This window comes from Gilvirhabdus luticola, from assembly GCF_040117515.1.
In the GTDB taxonomy this organism is placed as follows: domain Bacteria; phylum Bacteroidota; class Bacteroidia; order Flavobacteriales; family Flavobacteriaceae; genus Gilvirhabdus; species Gilvirhabdus luticola.
The window spans coordinates 65934-86049 of sequence record NZ_JBEEEN010000010.1; the positions used below are offsets into that span (position 1 = coordinate 65934).

Annotated in this window: 16 protein-coding genes; 12 read left to right on the forward strand and 4 right to left on the reverse strand. The window is 32.3% G+C overall.

Going from position 1 to position 20116, the window contains the following annotated elements:
* The first annotated feature begins 42 nt into the window (after window positions 1–42).
* Window positions 43–1617 carry a ribonuclease Y gene (gene rny / locus AAFP94_RS14180; RefSeq protein WP_316663453.1) on the forward strand — a complete coding sequence of 525 codons (1575 nt, stop codon included), beginning with the start codon at window positions 43–45 and terminating at the stop codon, window positions 1615–1617.
* Between the two features lie 53 nt (window positions 1618–1670).
* Here the strand turns inward: rny and xerD are convergent, their stop codons facing one another.
* A complete protein-coding gene (xerD, locus tag AAFP94_RS14185; RefSeq protein ID WP_316663451.1) occupies window positions 1671–2567 on the reverse strand; it encodes a site-specific tyrosine recombinase XerD in 897 nt (298 codons plus the stop codon).
* Window positions 2568–2711: 144 nt separating this feature from the next.
* On the opposite strand from xerD, the gene AAFP94_RS14190 reads away from it, so the two are divergent.
* From AAFP94_RS14190 to aroQ, 3 genes are all read left to right on the forward strand, one after another.
* A complete protein-coding gene (locus tag AAFP94_RS14190) occupies window positions 2712–3302 on the forward strand; it encodes a porin family protein (protein ID WP_316663449.1) in 591 nt (196 codons plus the stop codon).
* 132 nt (window positions 3303–3434) lie between these two features.
* The gene (locus tag AAFP94_RS14195) at window positions 3435–3902 is read left to right on the forward strand and encodes an outer membrane beta-barrel protein (protein WP_316663447.1); all 468 of its coding nucleotides are present in this window, start codon (window positions 3435–3437) and stop codon (window positions 3900–3902) included.
* A gap of 71 nt (window positions 3903–3973) precedes the next feature.
* Complete coding sequence (gene aroQ, locus AAFP94_RS14200; protein WP_316663444.1) at window positions 3974–4393, forward strand: type II 3-dehydroquinate dehydratase; 420 nt, start codon at window positions 3974–3976, stop codon at window positions 4391–4393.
* Between the two features lie 47 nt (window positions 4394–4440).
* On the opposite strand, the gene lpdA is transcribed toward aroQ, so the two are convergent.
* Complete coding sequence (gene lpdA / locus AAFP94_RS14205) at window positions 4441–5817, reverse strand: dihydrolipoyl dehydrogenase (RefSeq protein WP_316663441.1); 1377 nt, start codon at window positions 5815–5817, stop codon at window positions 4441–4443.
* Between the two features lie 117 nt (window positions 5818–5934).
* On the opposite strand from lpdA, the gene AAFP94_RS14210 reads away from it, so the two are divergent.
* A complete protein-coding gene (locus AAFP94_RS14210; RefSeq protein ID WP_316663439.1) occupies window positions 5935–7233 on the forward strand; it encodes an NAD(P)/FAD-dependent oxidoreductase in 1299 nt (432 codons plus the stop codon).
* Between the two features lie 5 nt (window positions 7234–7238).
* Here AAFP94_RS14210 and AAFP94_RS14215 read toward each other — a convergent pair whose 3' ends face one another.
* Window positions 7239–7757: a DUF1572 family protein gene (locus tag AAFP94_RS14215; RefSeq protein ID WP_316663437.1), complete on the reverse strand. Its 519-nt coding sequence runs from the start codon at window positions 7755–7757 to the stop codon at window positions 7239–7241.
* Complete coding sequence (gene msrB / locus AAFP94_RS14220) at window positions 7750–8226, reverse strand: peptide-methionine (R)-S-oxide reductase MsrB (RefSeq protein WP_316663435.1); 477 nt, start codon at window positions 8224–8226, stop codon at window positions 7750–7752. The genes AAFP94_RS14215 and msrB overlap by 8 nt, the downstream gene beginning before the upstream one ends.
* Before the next feature lie 161 nt (window positions 8227–8387).
* Between msrB and AAFP94_RS14225 the strand changes: the two genes are divergently transcribed.
* The 7 genes from AAFP94_RS14225 to AAFP94_RS14255 all read left to right on the forward strand — a co-directional run bounded on the left by AAFP94_RS14225 (window position 8388) and on the right by AAFP94_RS14255 (window position 20086).
* Window positions 8388–10325, forward strand: coding sequence for an alpha-1,4-glucan--maltose-1-phosphate maltosyltransferase (locus AAFP94_RS14225; RefSeq protein ID WP_316663433.1), 1938 nt, complete (start codon window positions 8388–8390; stop codon window positions 10323–10325).
* Window position 10326: 1 nt separating this feature from the next.
* Window positions 10327–11955: a maltokinase N-terminal cap-like domain-containing protein gene (locus AAFP94_RS14230; RefSeq protein WP_316663430.1), complete on the forward strand. Its 1629-nt coding sequence runs from the start codon at window positions 10327–10329 to the stop codon at window positions 11953–11955.
* 3 nt (window positions 11956–11958) lie between these two features.
* Window positions 11959–13878 (forward strand): 1,4-alpha-glucan branching protein GlgB, encoded by a 1920-nt coding sequence (glgB, locus tag AAFP94_RS14235; protein ID WP_316663428.1) that lies wholly within the window; start codon window positions 11959–11961, stop codon window positions 13876–13878.
* 137 nt (window positions 13879–14015) lie between these two features.
* Complete coding sequence (locus AAFP94_RS14240; RefSeq protein WP_316663426.1) at window positions 14016–16424, forward strand: glycoside hydrolase family 31 protein; 2409 nt, start codon at window positions 14016–14018, stop codon at window positions 16422–16424.
* A 130-nt stretch (window positions 16425–16554) separates the two neighbouring features.
* Window positions 16555–17385: a M48 family metallopeptidase gene (locus AAFP94_RS14245; protein WP_316663424.1), complete on the forward strand. Its 831-nt coding sequence runs from the start codon at window positions 16555–16557 to the stop codon at window positions 17383–17385.
* Between the two features lie 55 nt (window positions 17386–17440).
* Window positions 17441–18763, forward strand: coding sequence for an MFS transporter (locus AAFP94_RS14250; protein WP_316663421.1), 1323 nt, complete (start codon window positions 17441–17443; stop codon window positions 18761–18763).
* Window positions 18764–18769: 6 nt separating this feature from the next.
* Window positions 18770–20086 carry an MFS transporter gene (locus tag AAFP94_RS14255; RefSeq protein ID WP_316663420.1) on the forward strand — a complete coding sequence of 439 codons (1317 nt, stop codon included), beginning with the start codon at window positions 18770–18772 and terminating at the stop codon, window positions 20084–20086.
* Window positions 20087–20116: the final 30 nt, after the last annotated feature.

Consider the following 20116-nt stretch of genomic DNA (forward strand, 5'->3'; position numbering starts at 1 on the left):
ACTGGTGTAGGCTTTTTTTTATATATAAACTAACTATTAAACATGAATGACCCAATTATATTAAGCGTAGGAGGAATAATTATAGGAGTAATTATAGGATATATAATTGCCAAAGTAATTGAAAAAAATAATGCTTCTAAACTTATTAAAGCTGCAAAGAAAAATGCAGTATCAATAATAAAAGAAGCCAATATTGAAGGAGAATCTATAAAAAAAGATAAAATACTTCAAGCCAAAGAAAAGTTTATTGAGTTAAAGGCAGAACATGAAAAAGTTATCTTGGCCCGCGATAGAAAAATGGCTGAAGCCGAAAAAAGAATACGTGATAAAGAATCGCAAGTTTCTAGCGAGTTAGCTAAACATAAAAAGAATAATGACATTGCTGAAAGTAAAATCAAAGACTACAATCACAGATTAGATGTGCTTAATAAAAAGCAAGATGAACTTGATAAATTACATAAAAGTCAAGTGCAGCAGCTTGAAGTCATATCGAGTCTTTCGGCAGAGGAAGCCAAAGCACAATTGGTAGAATCTTTAAAAGGAGAAGCTAAAAATGAAGCTATGGCTTACATTCAAAGCTCACTAGAAGAGGCGAAGCTTACTGTTGAGCAAGAAGCTAAAAAAATAATCATTAACACCATTCAGCGCGTTGGTACTGAAGAAGCCATTGATAATTGTGTGTCTGTTTTCAACATAGAATCTGATGATGTTAAAGGTAGAATTATTGGTAGAGAAGGAAGAAATATCAGAGCTATAGAAGCTGCCACTGGAGTAGAAATTATTGTTGACGACACTCCTGAAGCCATTATTCTTTCCTGCTTTGATTCTGTTCGTCGCGAAATAGCAAGGCTTTCTTTACATAAATTAGTAACTGATGGTAGAATTCACCCAGCGCGTATTGAGGAAATTGTAAAGAAAACGAAAAAACAAATTGATCAAGAAATCATTGAAGTTGGTAAGCGTACCATTATTGATTTAGGTATTCATAATTTACATCCAGAACTCATAAAAATGGTTGGAAGAATGAAGTATCGTTCTTCTTATGGCCAAAATCTTTTACAACATTCGAGAGAAGTAGCTAAACTATGTGGTGTTATGGCTGCAGAATTAGGCTTGAACCCTAAATTGGCAAAGCGTGCAGGCTTACTTCATGATATAGGGAAAGTACCAGATGCCGAAACAGATATGGAAACACCGCATGCTATTTTAGGAATGCAATGGGCTGAAAAGTTTAACGAAAAAGAAGAGGTTTGTAATGCAATTGGAGCACATCATGACGAAATAGAAATGAAATTTTTATTATCTCCAATTATTCAAGTTTGTGATGCTATTTCAGGGGCAAGGCCAGGAGCAAGGCGCCAAGTATTAGATAGTTACATTCAAAGACTAAAGGATATGGAAGATATAGCATTTGGCTTTAATGGTGTTAAAAAGGCGTATGCAATTCAGGCAGGTCGTGAATTAAGAGTTATTGTAGAAAGCGAAAAAGTAGATGACCAAACCGCTGCAGATTTATCGTTTAACATTTCTCAAAAAATTCAAACAGATATGACTTATCCAGGACAGGTAAAAATTACTGTAATTAGAGAAACAAGAGCAATAAATATTGCTAAATAAGATTTAAAAACTTATAAAAATTAAGCATCCGATAAATTTTATGGGATACTTTTTTACCTTCTGGGATGAAACTTATTTACTACTTCGGTTAAATGGCTTTTGTCCATGTGTACATAAATTTCGGTTGTTGTTATGCTTTCATGTCCTAGCATCAATTGTATAGAACGTAAGTCAGCATTGTTTTGAAGTAGATGTGTGGCAAAAGAATGTCTAAAAGTATGCGGTGAAATATTCTTTTTTAAACCAACTTTTTCAGCAAGCTGTTTTATAATTGTAAAAATCATGGCTCTAGTCAATTGCTTTCCTCTTCGGTTTAAAAACAAAAAATCTTCATGTCCTTTTTGTATTGTAAGATGATGTCTAATCTGGTTTTTATAAATGTTTATAAACTTCTGAGTTGTGCCTACAATAGGAACAAAGCGTTGCTTATCGCCTTTACCTGTAACTTTAATGAAGCCTTCGTCAAAGAACAAATCTGAAATTTGTAAGTTGATTAATTCACTAACACGAAGACCACAACCATATAACGTTTCAAGTATGGCACGATTGCGTTCTCCTTCAGGTTTGCTTAAATCAATTGCTCCAATTAAATTATTAATTTCTTCTTCGCTTAATGTGTCAGGCAGCTTTCTTCCAATTTTTGGAGATTCAATGAGATCTAAAGGATTAGTATTTATATAATCCTCAAAAACTAAATAATTAAAGAAACTTTTCAACCCTGAAATAATACGGGATTGAGATCTTGTATTTACTTCTTTAGAAAGTTCATAAACGAATTGCTGAATAATTTCTGAAGTAATGGTAATTGGAGATTTTGAAATGGATTTGGACTCGAGATAATTTATAAGTTTAAATACATCCAAAGCATAATTATTAATAGTATTTTGAGATAGGCCACGCTCTATTTTTAAAAATAATTGATAGTCTTTAAGTGCTTGTTGCCATTTCATTTAAGTAAAAATATAATAAATCGTTTAAAGTTCTATAATAGTAGTGATTTTAAGGAAACCAAAAGCTTTATCCTATTAATTTTTGGTTTTTACCTTATTTAATATTACTTTTAATCTTATTAACCTACTTAATACTAATATGTTATGAGAAAAATAGTTTTATTTCTACTTCTTCTACCATTTTTCATTTTAACAAGTTGCGGTTGTCATAGTTATGGACTGAAAGCTGGATTGAATGCTTCAACAATTAGAGGTGATGATACAGATAATTTGGATCCAAGAATTGGGTTTCAGTTTGGTGGTTTTGCCGAATTCTGTTTTGATGAGGTTGTAGCGATACAACCCGAATTATTATACTCACAACAAGGTGCAAAGTATTCTGAAAGTGATGGTTACGATGGTACATTTAAACTAGACTATATTAATGTTCCTGTGATGGCAAAATTTAATTTAGGCGAAAATTTCGCTATTGAGGCTGGACCACAAGCGGGTATTTTAATCTCTGCAAAAGATGATTATGAATCTTCTGGAGACTCTGGAGTTGATGACATTAAAGATGATATTAAGAATATTGATTATGGTGCTAGTTTTGGGATAAGCTACGATTTTGATAGTGGCTATGTTTTAGGTGCCAGATATAATTTGGGCTTTGCTGATATCAACGATTTTTCTGGTTCAGAAAGTTTTAAAAACCACAATGGTGTGTTTCAGTTTTATGTTGGTTTTAAATTTTAATTATTGTTAACTATTTGGTTAATAAATAATTATATGTCTTCAAAATGAAACTTTTTAATCTATAATTTTAGATACTTTAATCAACTAAAATTATAACACATCAAAAAATTAAGCTTAATCATTGTATTATTTTTGCTTTCATTTATGACAGCTCAAGCTCAAGGCTTTAAAGTTGGAGCTAATGTAGGGTTGCCTATTGGAGACGCATCTGATGGCTATTCTTTTAATATAACTTTGGATGTTAATTTTATATGGGAAGTTTCAGAAGATTTTGGAGCTGGTATAGCAACTGGCTACTCACATAATTTTGGTGAATCTGTAAATCTTTCACCAGGAATAAGTATCGATATTGATGATGCTTCATTTATACCAATTTCAGGAGCAGCAAGATATAATGTATCAGAAAAATTTGTATTAGGTGCTGATTTGGGATATTCAATTGGTATTAGTCCCAGTGGGAATGATGGAGGTTTTTATTATGCTCCAAGAATGCAATATGCTTTGAGTGAATCTTTAGATCTTGTCGCTGCTTATCGTGGAGTTAGTCTGGATGGAGGCTCTTTGGATGTAATTACATTAGGGCTTGAGTTTGCATTGTAAAAGTTTAAATATCTAAAAAAGAGGCAATTTGCCTCTTTTTTTTATGCCTATATTTTTAATACATTTACCTTATGAAAAAACTCATCATCATTAATGGTCCAAATCTAAATTTGTTAGGCAAGCGAGAACCTGCTATTTATGGTAGTTTAACCTTTACTGAATTTTTAGATGAGATAAAAAATAAATATTCAAATGTTGATATTGATTACTATCAATCTAATATTGAGGGTGAAATTATTGATAAATTGCATGAGGTAGGTTTTTCATATGAAGGTATTATTCTTAATGCAGCTGCTTATACACATACTTCTGTAGGTATTGGTGATGCATTAAAAGCTATAGGAACACCAGTTGTTGAAGTCCATATTTCAAATACTTTTGACCGAGAAGATTTTAGGCATGTGTCTTATATCTCACCAAACGCAAAAGGTATTATAGTAGGTTTTGGTTTGCAAAGCTATGAACTCGCTATACAAAGTTTTTTGCATTAAAAAAGACGACCCATTTCTGAATCGGCTTTTACTCTTTATATTTTAAATTAAAGGTGAATTACTTCGTCATAAGCATCTGCAACTGCTTCCATAACTGCCTCACTCATAGTAGGATGAGGATGCACGGTTTTTAAAACCTCATGACCAGTTGTTTCTAACTTTCTACCTAAAACAGCTTCAGCAATCATATCAGTAACACCTGTACCAATCATATGGCATCCAAGCCATTCACCATATTTTGCATCAAAGATTACTTTTACAAATCCGTCTTTATGTCCACCAGCACTTGCCTTACCAGATGCCGAAAATGGAAATTTACCAACTTTAATATCGAAACCTTTTTCTTTAGCTTGCTTTTCAGTTAGACCAACACTAGCAATTTCTGGAGTGCAATAAGTACAACCTGGTATGTTACCATAATCAATAGGCTCAACATGCATGCCTTGAATTTTTTCAACACAAAGGATGCCTTCAGCAGATGCAACATGTGCTAAAGCCTGACCAGGCGTTACATCTCCAATAGCATAATAACCAGGAATGTTAGTTTGATAATAATCATTGACCAAAATTTTATCTCTATCTACAGCAATGCCAACATCTTCTAATCCAATATTTTCAATATTCGTTTTTATTCCAACAGCAGAAAGAATAACATCAGCTTCAAGCACCTCTTCTCCTTTAGATGTTTTTACAGTAGCCTTAACACCTTTTCCAGAAGTGTCAACACTCGTAACTTCAGAAGATGTCATAATATTAATACCACTCTTTTTAAAAGAACGCTCTAACTGTTTTGAAACTTCTTCGTCTTCAACAGGAACAACATTTGGTAAAAATTCAACAATGGTAACTTCAGTTCCAATAGAATTATAGAAATAAGCAAACTCAACACCAATGGCACCAGAACCTACAACAATCATTTTCTTAGGTTGTTCAGATAAACTCATAGCTTCTCTATAACCTATGACTTTTTTACCATCTTGAGGCAAACTCGGTAATTCACGCGATCGAGCACCTGTTGCAATGATAATGTGGTCTGCTGAATATTCTTTGCCATCAACGTCTATTTTTTTTCCAGGTTTTAGCTTTCCAAAACCTTCAATAACATCGATTTTATTTTTTTTCATTAAAAACTGAACACCTTTACTCATGCCTTCAGCAACACCACGACTTCGTTTTATTACTGCATCAAAATCTTTATCGGCTTCTTTTACAGACAAGCCGTAATCTTCTGCATGTTTCAAATATTCAAAAACTTGTGCAGACTTTAATAAAGCTTTAGTTGGAATACAACCCCAATTTAAACAAACACCACCAAGACTTTCTTTTTCTACTACAGCTGTTTTAAAACCTAATTGTGATGCTCTAATTGCTGTTACATAGCCTCCAGGACCACTTCCAAGAACAATAATATCGTATTTACTCATAGTGAATTCTTTAATCTTATTTTGAAGCTACGAATTTACGAAACCTTATTTGAAATATGTATTTTGGCAACAAAAAAATATATCTTTTAGCTACCTTTGTACTGAAAGTAATCGTTTATGAATATACCTCGATTAAGTTGTCCACGTGTTGTAATTATAGGTGGAGGGTTTGCTGGAATTTCTTTAGCAAAAAAATTATCTAAACACGATGTTCAAGTTGTTCTATTAGATAAACATAATTATCATACATTTCAACCCTTACTTTATCAAGTCTCTACTGGAGGACTTGAGCCAGACTCAATTGCCTATCCTATAAGGAAAATTTTAAAAGATTTTTCCAATTGTTCTTTTCGGTTAGCTAATGTATTGGAAATTAATACAGAAAAGCGAAAATTAATAACCAATATTGGCAAAATAAAGTATGATTATTTGGTGCTGGCAACAGGATCGGAAACTAACTTTTTTGGCAATAAGACTATTGAAGAGAATAGTATGGTTATGAAAACTATTCCCCAATCACTGAATTTAAGAAGTTTAATTCTAGAAAATTTTGAAGAAGCACTTCTAACCTCTGATTTAAATGAGCGTTTAGCCCTAATGAATTTTGTTATCGTCGGAGCAGGACCAACAGGAGTTGAGCTTGCGGGAGCATTAGCAGAAATTAAAAAAGGTATTTTGCCAAAAGATTACCCTGATCTAGATACACGTATGGCTCAAATTAATTTGGTGCAATCTGGAGATAGGGTTTTAAAAGAAATGACCATTCAGGCATCTGAAAAAGCAGAAGGATTTTTGGAGAAATTGGGTGTTAATGTGTGGAAAAATGTGTGTGTCACTGGTTATGATGGTAAAACTGCAACTACAGATAAAGAAATCACTTTCGAAACAGCTACTTTGGTTTGGGCGGCTGGAGTAAAAGGAGCAACTATAAAAGGTGTAGAAGCTAAAGAGTTCTTGGCCAAAGGAAACCGAATTATTGTAAATGAATTCTCTCAAGTTAAAGGTATAGACAATATTTTTGCCGTTGGAGATGTGGCATGTATGGAAAGCGAAGAATTCCCAAGAGGTTACCCAATGATGGCTCAACCAGCTATTCAGCAAGGACAACAGTTAGGTGATAATTTAGTTAGGTTGCTTGAAAACGAACCATTGAAGCCTTTTGAATATAAAGATAAGGGTTCAATGGCAACAATTGGTAGAAACAAGGCTGTTGTAGATTTAAAAAATATAAGATTTCAAGGTGTCTTTGCCTGGTTCGTTTGGATGTTTGTACACCTATTTTTTTTAATCGGATTTAGAAATAGAGTTGTAGTGTTTGTAAATTGGGTATATAATTATATTCGCTTTGATAGAGAAGCACGGTTAATAATTAGACCTTATAAAAAAAGGAACAAACAATTTATAAATCATCTATAAATTATTTAGTTTTTAAATTTTCCGGCATTAAATTCAGAAGATTTTCCTTTTGGAATTGAGAGAGATTTCCAACTATCACCTTTTATAAGCTTGCCAATAAAAACAATTTGACCAATATGATATGCATAATGAGCTAGTTGTCTATTAATTGCATCTATGACAGAATGTTCTTCATCTCTGATATAAACTTTACGCTCCAAATCATCTACTGTCAATGGCTTTATAGCATTAAATAAAACATTCCAGCCACTTTCCCATGAAGCCATCATTTCCTCATTTGTAGTGTAGGTGTCAATAAATTCTTGATCTCTGTGGCGCCATTCTTTTTCGCCATCTTCTGTTAAAAAGTTTGTCCAGCGACTCAACATATTACCTACAATATGCTTAACAATTATTGAAATGCTGTTTGAATCTTCATCACTCTGCCATTGCATTTCCTCGAATGTAAGTTGTTTGAATGTTTTTTCACCTAATGTTTTGTAAGTCTCAAATCTATTAATAACACTGTTAAGATAGCTATTCATCTTCTGGAATAAATTTTAGTGCAACACCATTTATACAATGTCTATTACCTGTAGTTTCTCTTGGGCCATCATTAAAAACATGGCCTAAATGTCCGCCACAGATAGCACAATGTTCTTCTATGCCAAAATATGAATTTCCGCCAGAAGAATATGCAACATTACCTTTTATTTCTTGATCAAAACTTGGCCAACCAGTACCAGAGTTAAATTTATTTTCGCTTTTAAATAAAGGAGTTTCACAAGCAGCACAGACATAAATACCCTTTTCAAAATTTTTATCCAAAGGACTGGAAAAAGCAGGTTCAGTTCCTTCTTTACGCATAACGTAGTATTGTAAATCTGTCAATTCTGCTCTCCATTCAGCATCAGTTTTTGAAATTTTATATTTATCTGAATTTTGTTTTTTTTGAGCAGAACTATTGCATCCTATAAATAAACCTAAAAGCAAAATCAAGCCGATTTTTTTCATTTTAAAAAGTAGTATTTTTTGATTTTTAAGTTGGTCGTAGAACATTTACTTTCATTACGAAATCGATTTAATGACATATTTCTACCATTAATACAAGTATTTCATTTTTATTGTAGATAAAATTATTAAATTAGAATTTTTAAAAGCTTATTTTTTCAAAAATGCAAAACCAGAAGCGAGTTGTAATTGATTATGTATCGCCACAAATTAATTGTGGTGAGTTTTTTATTAAAAGGGTAGTAGATGAGATCGTTAATATTGATGCTCATGTCTTGGTTGATGGCCATGATGTTATTGCAGCTTCAGTTTGGTACAAGCATGAAAATGAAAAGAAGTGGAATGAAACTAGAATGCATTTGGTTAATAATGATGAATGGAAAGCTTCTTTCACAGTAAAAAAGCAAGGATTTTATACCTATAAAATTGAAGGCTGGGTAGATTATGCATTGAATTGGCAACATGGTATAGAACGTAAGATTGCTGATGGGCAAAAAGTAACTTCTGAATTATTGGAAGGCGTTAGTTTTCTTAAAACAACCTCAAAAAAAGCTTCAACTTCAGAAAAGGAGTATTTAGAACATCTTCAGCACATTTTTATAGCAGATCAAGATTATGATGAGGCTATTAAAGAAGCTGGAAGTAAAAAATTACATAGCATTTTTATTAAATATCCAGAAAAAAAACTAGCAAATACTTCAAAACCATTACAAGTATATGTGGATAGGAAAAAAGCCAGATTTAGTACATGGTATGAATTTTTTCCACGCTCATCTTCAGAAACCGATGGCAAACACGGTACATTTAAAGATTGCGAACGTTTATTACCAAGAGTGGCTAAAATGGGTTTTGACACCTTATATTTCCCACCTATACATCCTATTGGAGAAGTCAACAGAAAAGGAAAAAACAATACAACAACAGCACATGAAGGTGATGTTGGTTCTACTTGGGGAATTGGTTCAAAACATGGTGGGCATAAAGGCATTCATCCGCAACTTGGTAGTCTTGAAGATTTCAAAAGCTTAATTAATAAAGCTAAAGAACTTAATGTTGAAATTGCAATGGATTACGCGTTGCAAGCTGCACCAGATCATCCTTGGGTAAAAGAACACCCAAAATGGTTTAAATGGAGACCAGATGGAACTGTTCAATACGCCGAGAACCCTCCAAAAAAATATCAAGATATATTGCCAATTTATTGGGAAAGTGAAGATTACAAAAATTTGTGGCAAGAGTGTTTAGATATACTGCTATACTGGATAGACTGTGGTATTAATGTTTTTAGAATAGATAATCCACATACAAAGCCATACTATTTCTGGAACTGGATAATTTCTGAAGTTAAGAAACAGCATCCTGATATTATTTTTTTAGCCGAGGCTTTTACAAAACCTAAAGTTATGCAGCAATTAGCAAAACAAGGTTACACTCAATCTTACACTTATTTTACTTGGCGCAATAGTAAATATGAATTCATAGAATATATGAACGAGCTCACACAGACAGAACTTCGTGAATATATGCAGCCAAATTTCTGGCCAAATACTCCAGATATTAATCCATATCATTTGCAAGGTGCTAATGAATCTACTTATCTTCAACGTTATGCATTGGCAGCGACTTTAAGCTCAAGTATTGGGATTTATGGTCCTGTATTTGAGTACATGATTAGTGATGCCCTACCTGGTAGAGAAGAGTATTTAAATTCTGAAAAATTTCAGATTTGCCATTACGATTGGACTATAGAGAATAAGATTACAACACTTATTACAAAAATCAATAACATTAGGAAAGAGCAGGAAGCGCTTCAGCAAACAAATAATATAAAATTTTGTCATATTGAAAACGATAATTTGTTAGCCTTTTATAAATGGAACAACGCTAGAACTAACGAAATTTTAGTCGTTATTAGTTTAGACGCGTATTATTCTCAAAAAGGCTCGGTTCAATTACCACTTCAAGATTTTGGTATTGTAAATGGACAACAAATTCAAGTCAAGGATTTAATAACTGAAAGCAGCTATAATTGGTCTAATGAATGGAATTATATAGAATTGCATCCAACACTGCCTTTTCATATTTTTAAGGTCGTCAAATAAAATGTCAAAAATAGAATCTAAAACATTATTGCAAACGCCATACAATTTTGAAGAAAATTGGGAACAGTTATTGGAGAATAAAAATTTCGTTAAAATATTTCTTTCAGATGTTTTAGAAGATTACATTATTAAACAGCGTTGGTATGGCGGCAAGGCTAGTAAGTTAAAATATATTGAACTTGCAGAATATTTTAGAATACAACAACATGGGGAAGTCTATTATGGCTTGCTTTTAGAAGTTAATTTTGAGGAAGCTTTTTATCAACATTATTTTTTGCCAATTGCGTTTGTCACAGATAAAAATTTTGCAAATGATGATCGAATTTTACCAATAAGTATCAAAGGTCAAGAAGGTTTTATTATTGATGCAATAAACCTTGAAGCTTTCAGAAAGTTAGTTTTTGAACGAGTTTTAACAGCCTTACCTGTTGATAAAACTAAAGTTCAATATCATAAAAGCGTAAAATTACTAGACCAAGAATATAAATCTTCAAGATTTATGGGGCTAGAGCAAAGCAATACCTCTATTGTTTATAATGAAAAATATGTATTAAAATTTTTTAGAAGAATTTATTCAGATAAAAACCCAGATTATGAAATGAGCCGGTTTTTATCTGAAAAGAAGGATTTTAAAAACACACCAGCTTATTTAGGTAGTATTAATGTTATAGATTCAGACAATGAATATATTACTATTGCATTAATGCAAGAAATGATTGATAATCAAGGAGATGCTTGGGAATATATGCTAAAAGAATTGCATTTGGTTTTTTCTAACCTGGAAACCAAAAATATTGATATAAATGCCTTGCCAGAAACAGAATTATTTAACAGATTAGCAATTAATGACGTACCACATCAAATTATTGATTGGAGTGGTTTAAGCTTATTTACAAAAATTCAAACCTTGGCAAAGCGTACTGCAGAAATGCACGTAGCATTAGGATCTGAATTTGAAGAAACTGCCTTTACACCAGCACGATTTAATGGCGACTATGAAGTTTGGTTAAAGAACCGTTTGATTTATCAATTTCAAAATAGACTTAATACAATAGAAAATAACTTACACAAATTAGATGGATTGGCATTAGAATTGGCAAATGAATTTTTAAACAAAAAGAATACCATTAGAAAACGTTTTGTAAGTTTTGATTGGACAAAATTTAAAGGGGAACGTATTAGAGTTCATGGCGATTATCATTTAGGGCAAGTATTGGTTCAAGACAACGATTTTTATATTCTTGATTTTGAAGGAGAACCAGAAAGTACAATTAGAGATAGAAAAGTGAAACAACCGCCATTAAAAGATGTAGCAGGCATGTTCAGATCTTTTCACTATGCCATTTATGCCACTATATTTAACAATGAAAGTAAATACAATCACAATCTTGAAGATTTATTTAAGGCAGGTGAATTGTTATATAAATATTTTATTGGTGTATTTTTGGAAACTTATATAATTGAAATAAAAAAGGCCAATATTAATATTGGTTATCAACAAGAGCGAATATTTTTACTTAAATATTCTTTATTGGAAAAAGCAGTTTATGAATTGGGTTACGAACTTAATTCACGCCCACGTTGGGCAGTGATTCCATTAAAAGGAATCTCTAACATTATTAATCATTAATTTATGGCACACGTAAAGGTTCACAGTCTGTTCACAGATTTCGATATCAATCTTTTTAAAGCAGGAAAACATTATAGACTCTATGAAAAGTTTGGGTCTCATGTGATGACTGTAGATGGCGAAAACGGAACATACTTTGCTGTTTGGGCTCCGAGTGCAAAAACAGTTTCTGTAATTGGAGATTTTAATTATTGGATAGAAGGTGAACACAAACTAAATGTTCGATGGGATGAAAGTGGTATTTGGGAAGGATTCATTCCTAATGTTGGTAAAGGAAGTACATATAAATATAAAATTCAAAGCCACAATAATGATATAAAGACTGAAAAGGCAGATCCTTATGCTCGCCGTTGTGAGCACCCACCAAATACTGCATCAATTGTTTGGGATGAACCTTATTCTTGGAAAGATTCTAAATGGATGAAAAATCGTAAAAAAAACAATGCTCTTAATGCTCCTTTTTCTGTTTACGAAGTTCATCTTGGTTCTTGGAAAAAACATATTGAAGAAAATCGTTTTTTATCGTATGTAGAATTGGCGGATGAATTGGTGAATTATGTAAAAGACATGAACTTTACACATGTTGAGTTAATGCCAGTAATGGAGTTTCCTTATGATCCTTCTTGGGGTTACCAACTTACAGGATATTTTGCACCTACGTCACGATTTGGCTACCCTGAAGAGTTTAAATTACTCGTTGATAAATTGCATCAAAATGATATTGGTATTATTTTAGATTGGGTGCCATCACATTTTCCTGAAGATGCGCATGGTTTAGGCTTTTTTGATGGCTCATCCTTATATGAGCATCCAGATAAGCGTAAAGGCTATCATCCAGATTGGAAAAGTTTAATTTTTAATTATGGTCGTAACGAAGTAAAATCCTTTTTAATCAGTAATGCCATTTTTTGGTTAGACCAATATCATGCAGATGGTTTGCGCGTAGATGCTGTGGCGTCTATGTTGTTTTTAGATTATTCACGCGAAGATGGAGAATGGGAACCTAATATGTTTGGAGGTAGGGAAAATTTAGATGCAATTGCATTTATGAAAGAAATGAACGAAGCTGTTTATAGTAGTTTTCCAGATGTGCAAACCATTGCAGAAGAATCTACATCGTTTCCAATGGTGTCTAAACCTACATTTTTAGGGGGTTTAGGCTTTGGTATGAAATGGATGATGGGTTGGATGCATGACACATTACAGTATTTTGCAAAAGAACCAATTTACAGAAAACACCATCAAAACGACTTGACGTTTTCTATGACCTATGCCTTTACAGAGAATTTTATGTTGCCTTTATCTCACGATGAAGTAGTATATGGAAAACAATCCATTTTGGGGAGAATGCCGGGTGATGAGTGGCAACGTTTTGCTAATTTACGCCTGTTATACAGCTATATGTTTACGCATCCTGGCACGAACTTATTGTTTCAGGGAGCAGAGTTTGGACAAAGTGAAGAGTGGAATTTTCAAGAAAGTTTAGATTGGCATTTATTGCAGTATGATGTACACAAAGGTATACAGTCATTAATAAAAGATTTAAATACTCTTTACAAAAAAGAACCTGCTTTATACGAAAAACAATTTTCAGCAGAAGGCTTTGAATGGATAGACCATAACGATGCAGAAAATTCTACTTTAGTTTACATAAGACATGGAGAAAAAAAATCTGATGATTTGATTATTGCTTGTAATATGACGCCAGTACCACGAGAAAATCATCGCATTGGGTTGCCAAAAAGTGGAAAATTAAAAGAAATTTTTAATAGCGACTTAAAAAAATACAATGGTTCAGGGAATTTTAAAAACAAAATTTTAACAGCACAAAAAAAAGATTGGCAGTTTAGAAATTACTCGGTTGAAATTACTATACCACCATTGGGTATGGTAGCCTTTAAATATCAAAATTCTAAAAAATAATTCCGTATTAAAAGGCGTGTTTTTTTGACATTTTTGTAAAAATTTGATACGAAAACGTTATCGTTAATAATTCTTATTAACTAATGTTTTTTATGTCTAAACTTATGCGTTTTTTTGTTGTTCATATTTAGAAGTTTATGATAGTAAATACAGAATTAGAATTAAAAGGAAATTTGTTTCCTACTAAAATAATTGATTACAAAAAGGATGTCGATACATTATATTTCACTACCGAAAATAATGTCGTATTAGAATTAACCATATTAAGAGATAGCGTTTTACGATTTAGATATGCTACAACAGGAAATTTTGAAAAAGATTTTTCGTATGCAATAACTAAATATGCAAGCAGAGGTTATAATTTTTTAAAAATAGAAGAAGATAAAAACCTTTATAAAGTTATTACTTCAAAACTTATTTGTGAAATTTCAAAAGAAAATTTGAGAATTTCATTATTTGATGCTAAAGATTTATCGTTAATTAATGAAGATGAGATCGGATTTCATTGGGAAGAGAGCTACGAATTTGGAGGAGATATTGTTAAAATGAGTAAAACTTCGCATGATGGAGAGAGTTATTTTGGACTTGGAGACAAACCTGTAAAGCTAAACCTCAAAGGTCAGAGATTCCAAAATTGGGTTACAGACTCTTATGCCTACGGAAAAAATACAGATCCAATTTATAAAAGCATTCCATTTTATACAGGATTAAATAATAATAAAGCCTACGGAATCTTTTTTGACAACACCTTTAGAACTTATTTTGATTTTGCACAAGAACGTCGTAATGTTACAAGCTTTTGGGCACAAGGAGGCGAGATGAATTATTATTTTATCTATGGCCCACAAATGAGTGATGTTGTTGCCAATTATACGGATTTAACAGGCAAACCACATCAGCTTCCGCCACTTTGGGCTTTAGGGTTTCACCAATGCAAATGGAGCTATTATCCAGAAAGCAAGGTAAAGGAAATTACTCAAAAGTTTAGAGAATTAAAGATACCATGTGATGCCATTTATCTGGATATAGATTATATGGATGGTTTTAGGTGTTTTACTTGGAATAAAGACTATTTTCCAGATCCTAAACGAATGGTTAGTGAATTGGAAGAAGATGGCTTTAAAACTGTGGTTATTATTGACCCTGGAATAAAAATTGACAAAGATTACAGTGTTTTTAAAGAAGCACTTGAAAAAGATTATTTCTGTAAGCGTGCAGATGGACCGTATATGAAAGGGAAAGTTTGGCCAGGAGAATGTTATTTCCCAGATTTTACAAATCCTGAAGTTAGAGATTGGTGGTCTAGTTTATTTAAAGAGCTAATTGAAGAAATAGGTGTTAAAGGAGTTTGGAATGATATGAACGAGCCGGCAGTAATGGAGGTTCCTAATAAAACATTTCCAAATGATGTAAGACATGATTATGATGGTAATCGTTGTAGTCATCGAAAAGCTCATAATATTTATGGTATGCAAATGGCAAGAGCAACATACCAAGGTTTGAAAAAATATGCTTACCCTAAAAGACCGTTTGTTATAACAAGATCGGCTTATTCTGGAACTCAACGATATACCTCTACTTGGACTGGAGATAATGTTGCAACCTGGGAACATTTGTGGATTGCTAATATACAAGCGCAACGATTAGCAATGTCTGGATATTCTTTTGCCGGAAGTGATATTGGTGGTTTTGCAGAGCAACCGCATGGAGAATTGTTTACGAGATGGATTCAACTTGGTGTATTTCACCCATTTTGTCGGGTACATTCTTCAGGAGATCATGGAAATCAGGAGCCATGGGCTTTTGATGAAGACGTTACTAATATTGTAAGAAAGTTTATAGAATTACGTTACCAGTTACTACCATATTTATACACTGCCTTTTGGCAATATGCGGACGAAGGTATTCCAATGTTAAAGTCTCTGGTATTGTTTGATCAGGATGATGTGCATACACATTACAGAACAGATGAATTTATTTATGGAGATAAAATATTAGTATGCCCAATTATAGAACCAAACGCTAAAGGAAGACGCATGTTTGTACCAAGAGGAAAATGGTTTAATTTTTGGACAGATAAAATTGTAAAAGGAGGTAAAGAAATGTGGGTAGATGCCGATATTGATAGTATCCCAGTATTTGTTAAAGAAGGAGCTATTATTCCTAAATATCCAGTACAGCAGTATGTTGATGAAAAAGAAATTGAACGAGTAACATTAGATGTTTATTATAAAGAAGGTAAAGAAAACTCTATGTTTTATGATGATGCTCATGATGGTTATGATTATATAAAAGGAAGGTATAGCTTAAGAACTTTTAAACTTACGGGTAAGCCAAAGCAACTAATAATTCAACAACATAAAGAAGGGAAATATACTGCTGCCTATGAAACCTTTTTAGTAAAACTACATGGCTTACCATTTAAAGTAACGAAAATTGAAATAGATAATGTTCTAATTCCGTTATCAGAAGTTAAAATGAATGGTGATAATAGTATGATAGTTGATAAAAATTTTACTGAACTACACATTATAGGCACAAAATAATTGTTTTATCATTTTAGAATGAATTATGTAAATCTTAGAATGAATTATGTAAATCTTAGAATGAATTATGAAATTAATAATGGAATGATTTTTGTAAATTTATAACTATTAACATTTTATGCAATGAACAATGAAATTTAAAAAACAGATATCTTTAATTGGAGTGCTTTTACTTATTTTATCCTGTGCTACAAATCCTTTTACGGGTAAACAAACGATGGCATTGGTATCTAATGATCAGTTGTTTCCTTCATCTTTTCAACAATATAATCAGGTTTTATCAGAAAGTAAAGTAGTTAAGGGAACTTCTAAAGCAGAAATGATTACGCGTGTAGGACAAAGAATTGCAGTTGCCGCTGAACGTTATTTAGATGCAAATGGATTTCAAGGCTATTTAAAAGACTATGCTTGGGAATATAATTTAATAGAATCTGAAACAGTCAATGCTTGGTGTATGCCAGGTGGAAAAATTGCATTTTATACAGGAATTTTGCCCATTGCAGAAAGTGAAACAGGAGTTGCAGTCATAATGGGTCATGAAGTTGCCCATGCTTTAGCAAATCATGGACAACAGAGGATGAGTGCAGGCCTTTTACAACAAGCCGGAGCTATTGGATTAAATGTTGCTTTACAAAATGATGAAAACCTTGAGCTATACAACCAAGCCTATGGTATTGGAACTTCGGTTGGAGGTATGCTACCATTTAGTAGAAGTCATGAAAGCGAAGCAGATGAAATTGGATTATATTTAATGGCAATAGCTGGTTATAATCCTGACGAAGCCGCTGAACTTTGGAAGCGTATGAATGCAAACAGTGGAGGACAAGCACCACCAGAAATTTTAAGTACCCATCCTGCAAATGAATCTAGAATAGCAAATCTTACTAAATTAACTCCAAAAGCTAAAGAAGAAGCTGCAAAATTTGGGATTACCTCATTTAGGCCATTAGGTAAATATTAGATTTAAAAATAAATGATTACTTTAGAAGCTACTCATTAACGAGTAGCTTTTTTTTATGCAAAAATTAGATAAAGGAAGCAAAAAACTGCTTAATGCTTGGGCATTTTTTGATTGGGCAAATTCGGCTTATACGCTTACAATTGCTTCTACTATCTTCCCACTTTTTTATGCATCACTTTTTGTGGGCTCTGTAGCTAGAATTCAAGCATTTGGGTTTGAAATGAAAAGCACAGCTTTAATTTCCTTTGTTACGGCTTTTGCTTTTTTGGTTATTGCATTTATGTCTCCTTTATTATCAGGTGTTGCAGATTATATAGGAAATAAAAAAACATTCATGAAATTTTTTTGTTATTTGGGTAGTTTTGGTTGTATTGGTCTTTACTGGTTCAGTTTGGAGCATATATACATAAGTATGTTGTTTTATTTTTTTGGACTTATTGGCTATTGGGGAAGTTTGGTGTTTTATAATTCTTATTTGCCTGATATTGCTTTTCCGGAGCAGCAGGATAAAATAAGTGCTAAAGGATTTGCGATTGGGTATTCCGGTAGTGTTCTTTTATTATTAATCAATTTAGCAATGATTATTTACCCTAATTTTTTTAATATACAAGGAGAAGAATCTGTGGCAACAATGAAAGCTATGAGATATTCATTTGTTTCTGTGGGAATATGGTGGCTATTGTTTAGTCAATATACATTTTATTATTTGCCAAAAGGCGTTTCTCAAGGACATAAAGTTACAAACTCTGTACTGTTGAACGGATATAAAGAATTAAATGGTGTTTGGAACGAACTTAAATCTAGCATTAAATTAAAAAGATTTTTAAATGCTTTTTTTGTCTATAGCATGGCAGTGCAGACCATCATGTTAATGGCTGTGTATTTTGGGGAAGAAGAAATTAATTGGGCTAATCAAAACCAAAAAACAATTGGTTTAATCATTAGTATTTTATTGATACAGATTGTCGGTATAATTGGAGCATTTGTAACCTCAAGAGCCTCTGAAAGGTTTGGGAATATTGTCACTTTAATTGCTATTAATTTTATATGGATGTTTGTTTGCTTTTATGCTTTTTTTATTGAAACACCTTTTCATTTTTACATTGTAGGAAGTATCGTTGGGTTTGTTATGGGTGGCGTACAAGCATTATCTAGATCCACTTATTCAAAGTTTTTACCCAAAACAGAAGATACTACTTCATATTTTAGCTTTTATGATGTAACTGAAAAAATAGGAATTGTTTTAGGTATGGTTATATATGGTGTTGTGGATCAGATTACAGGAACCATGAGAAATGCCATATTATTTTTATTTGTTTTCTTTTTATTTGGCATATTCCTATTATTTAAAGTTCCTCAAAATAGAATTAAAAGTTAATCAATCATGGGTAAATTAGAAAAGGGAAGTAAGAAATTAATCAATGCCTGGGCATTTTACGATTGGGCAAATTCGGTATACTCATTAGTGATTAGTACTGCTATTTTTCCAATTTACTATAGCGGAATGACCAAATTGCTTGAAAATGTTGAAGGTAAAATAGATTTTCTAGGAACCCATTGGCATTCTACAACTTTATTAAATTATACGATAGGATTTTATATGCTAATAGTGGCGTTTATTTCGCCAATTCTATCAGGCATCGCTGATTATACAGGCAATAAGCTTAAGTTTTTAAAATTCTTTTGTTTACTAGGTTCGTTGTCAGTTATGGGATTATATTTTTTTAAAGATGCAGATACATTATGGGTTGGAATTGTATTTACAATAACTGCAGGTATAGGTTTTTGGGGAAGTATTGTTTTTTATAATGCCTATTTGCCAGAAGTAGCATATCCTGAACAACAAGATAATGTAAGTGCAAAAGGCTTTATTTATGGCTATTTGGGTTCTGTCTTGTTATTGATTTTAAGTATGATTTTAATAGAAACTGAAGTTTTTGGATTATATGATAAAGCATTTGGTTCAAGGATAACGTTTGTGTTAGTTGGTGTTTGGTGGTTAGGTTTTGCGCAAATCACATATAAAAGATTACCTAATAATATTTATAATCGCAAACCAGAAAAAGATTATATATGGAAAGGTTTTAGAGAACTTAAAATTGTATCAAAAGAGTTGGTTAATTATCCTCAATTGAAAACGTTTTTGATTTCATTCTTCTTTTATAGTGTAGGCGCACAAACCATTATCTATATGGCGGGAATTTTTGGTAGCGATGAGCTTGGCTTACCAACTTTAAATTTAATTATTACCATTTTAGTTGTTCAGTTAGTCGCAGTAGTTGGAGCTTTTTTGTTTTCTAGACTATCAAATAGAATAGGTAATATAAAAACCTTAAAAGTAACCATTGCTATTTGGGCAATAGTTTGTATTACAGCGTTTTTAATAGATAAGTCTCAAGAAAATGTTGATCTTTATTTTTATTCACTTGGTGGATTATTAGGACTCGTATTGGGAGCAATTCAATCTATTTCTCGTTCAACATATTCTAAATTGCTTCCAGATACAGAAGACCATGCAACCTATTTTAGTTTTTATGATGTAACAGAAAAAATTGCAATAGTATTTGGTATGATTGTTTTTGGCTTGCTCACTTCATTTTTTAATGGTTCTATGCAATGGTCTGTTTTAAGTTTAGGCATTTTCTTTGTTATCGCATTTATTGTATTAAGCACAATTACTAAAACTAAATACGTGAAATAAAAAAAGCCACTATTTAGTGGCTTCTTTATA

Coding starts and splice junctions, on each gene's coding strand:
- AAFP94_RS14255 (WP_316663420.1), top strand. CDS start 18,770: ATGGGTAAATTAGAAAAGGGAAGTAAGAAATTAATCAATGCCTGGGCA.
- lpdA (WP_316663441.1), bottom strand. CDS start 5,817: ATGAGTAAATACGATATTATTGTTCTTGGAAGTGGTCCTGGAGGCTAT.
- AAFP94_RS14215 (WP_316663437.1), bottom strand. CDS start 7,757: ATGAATAGCTATCTTAACAGTGTTATTAATAGATTTGAGACTTACAAA.
- AAFP94_RS14210 (WP_316663439.1), top strand. CDS start 5,935: ATGAATATACCTCGATTAAGTTGTCCACGTGTTGTAATTATAGGTGGA.
- AAFP94_RS14225 (WP_316663433.1), top strand. CDS start 8,388: ATGCAAAACCAGAAGCGAGTTGTAATTGATTATGTATCGCCACAAATT.
- AAFP94_RS14240 (WP_316663426.1), top strand. CDS start 14,016: ATGATAGTAAATACAGAATTAGAATTAAAAGGAAATTTGTTTCCTACT.
- AAFP94_RS14250 (WP_316663421.1), top strand. CDS start 17,441: ATGCAAAAATTAGATAAAGGAAGCAAAAAACTGCTTAATGCTTGGGCA.
- msrB (WP_316663435.1), bottom strand. CDS start 8,226: ATGAAAAAAATCGGCTTGATTTTGCTTTTAGGTTTATTTATAGGATGC.
- rny (WP_316663453.1), top strand. CDS start 43: ATGAATGACCCAATTATATTAAGCGTAGGAGGAATAATTATAGGAGTA.
- AAFP94_RS14245 (WP_316663424.1), top strand. CDS start 16,555: ATGAAATTTAAAAAACAGATATCTTTAATTGGAGTGCTTTTACTTATT.
- xerD (WP_316663451.1), bottom strand. CDS start 2,567: ATGAAATGGCAACAAGCACTTAAAGACTATCAATTATTTTTAAAAATA.
- AAFP94_RS14230 (WP_316663430.1), top strand. CDS start 10,327: ATGTCAAAAATAGAATCTAAAACATTATTGCAAACGCCATACAATTTT.
- glgB (WP_316663428.1), top strand. CDS start 11,959: ATGGCACACGTAAAGGTTCACAGTCTGTTCACAGATTTCGATATCAAT.
- AAFP94_RS14190 (WP_316663449.1), top strand. CDS start 2,712: ATGAGAAAAATAGTTTTATTTCTACTTCTTCTACCATTTTTCATTTTA.
- aroQ (WP_316663444.1), top strand. CDS start 3,974: ATGAAAAAACTCATCATCATTAATGGTCCAAATCTAAATTTGTTAGGC.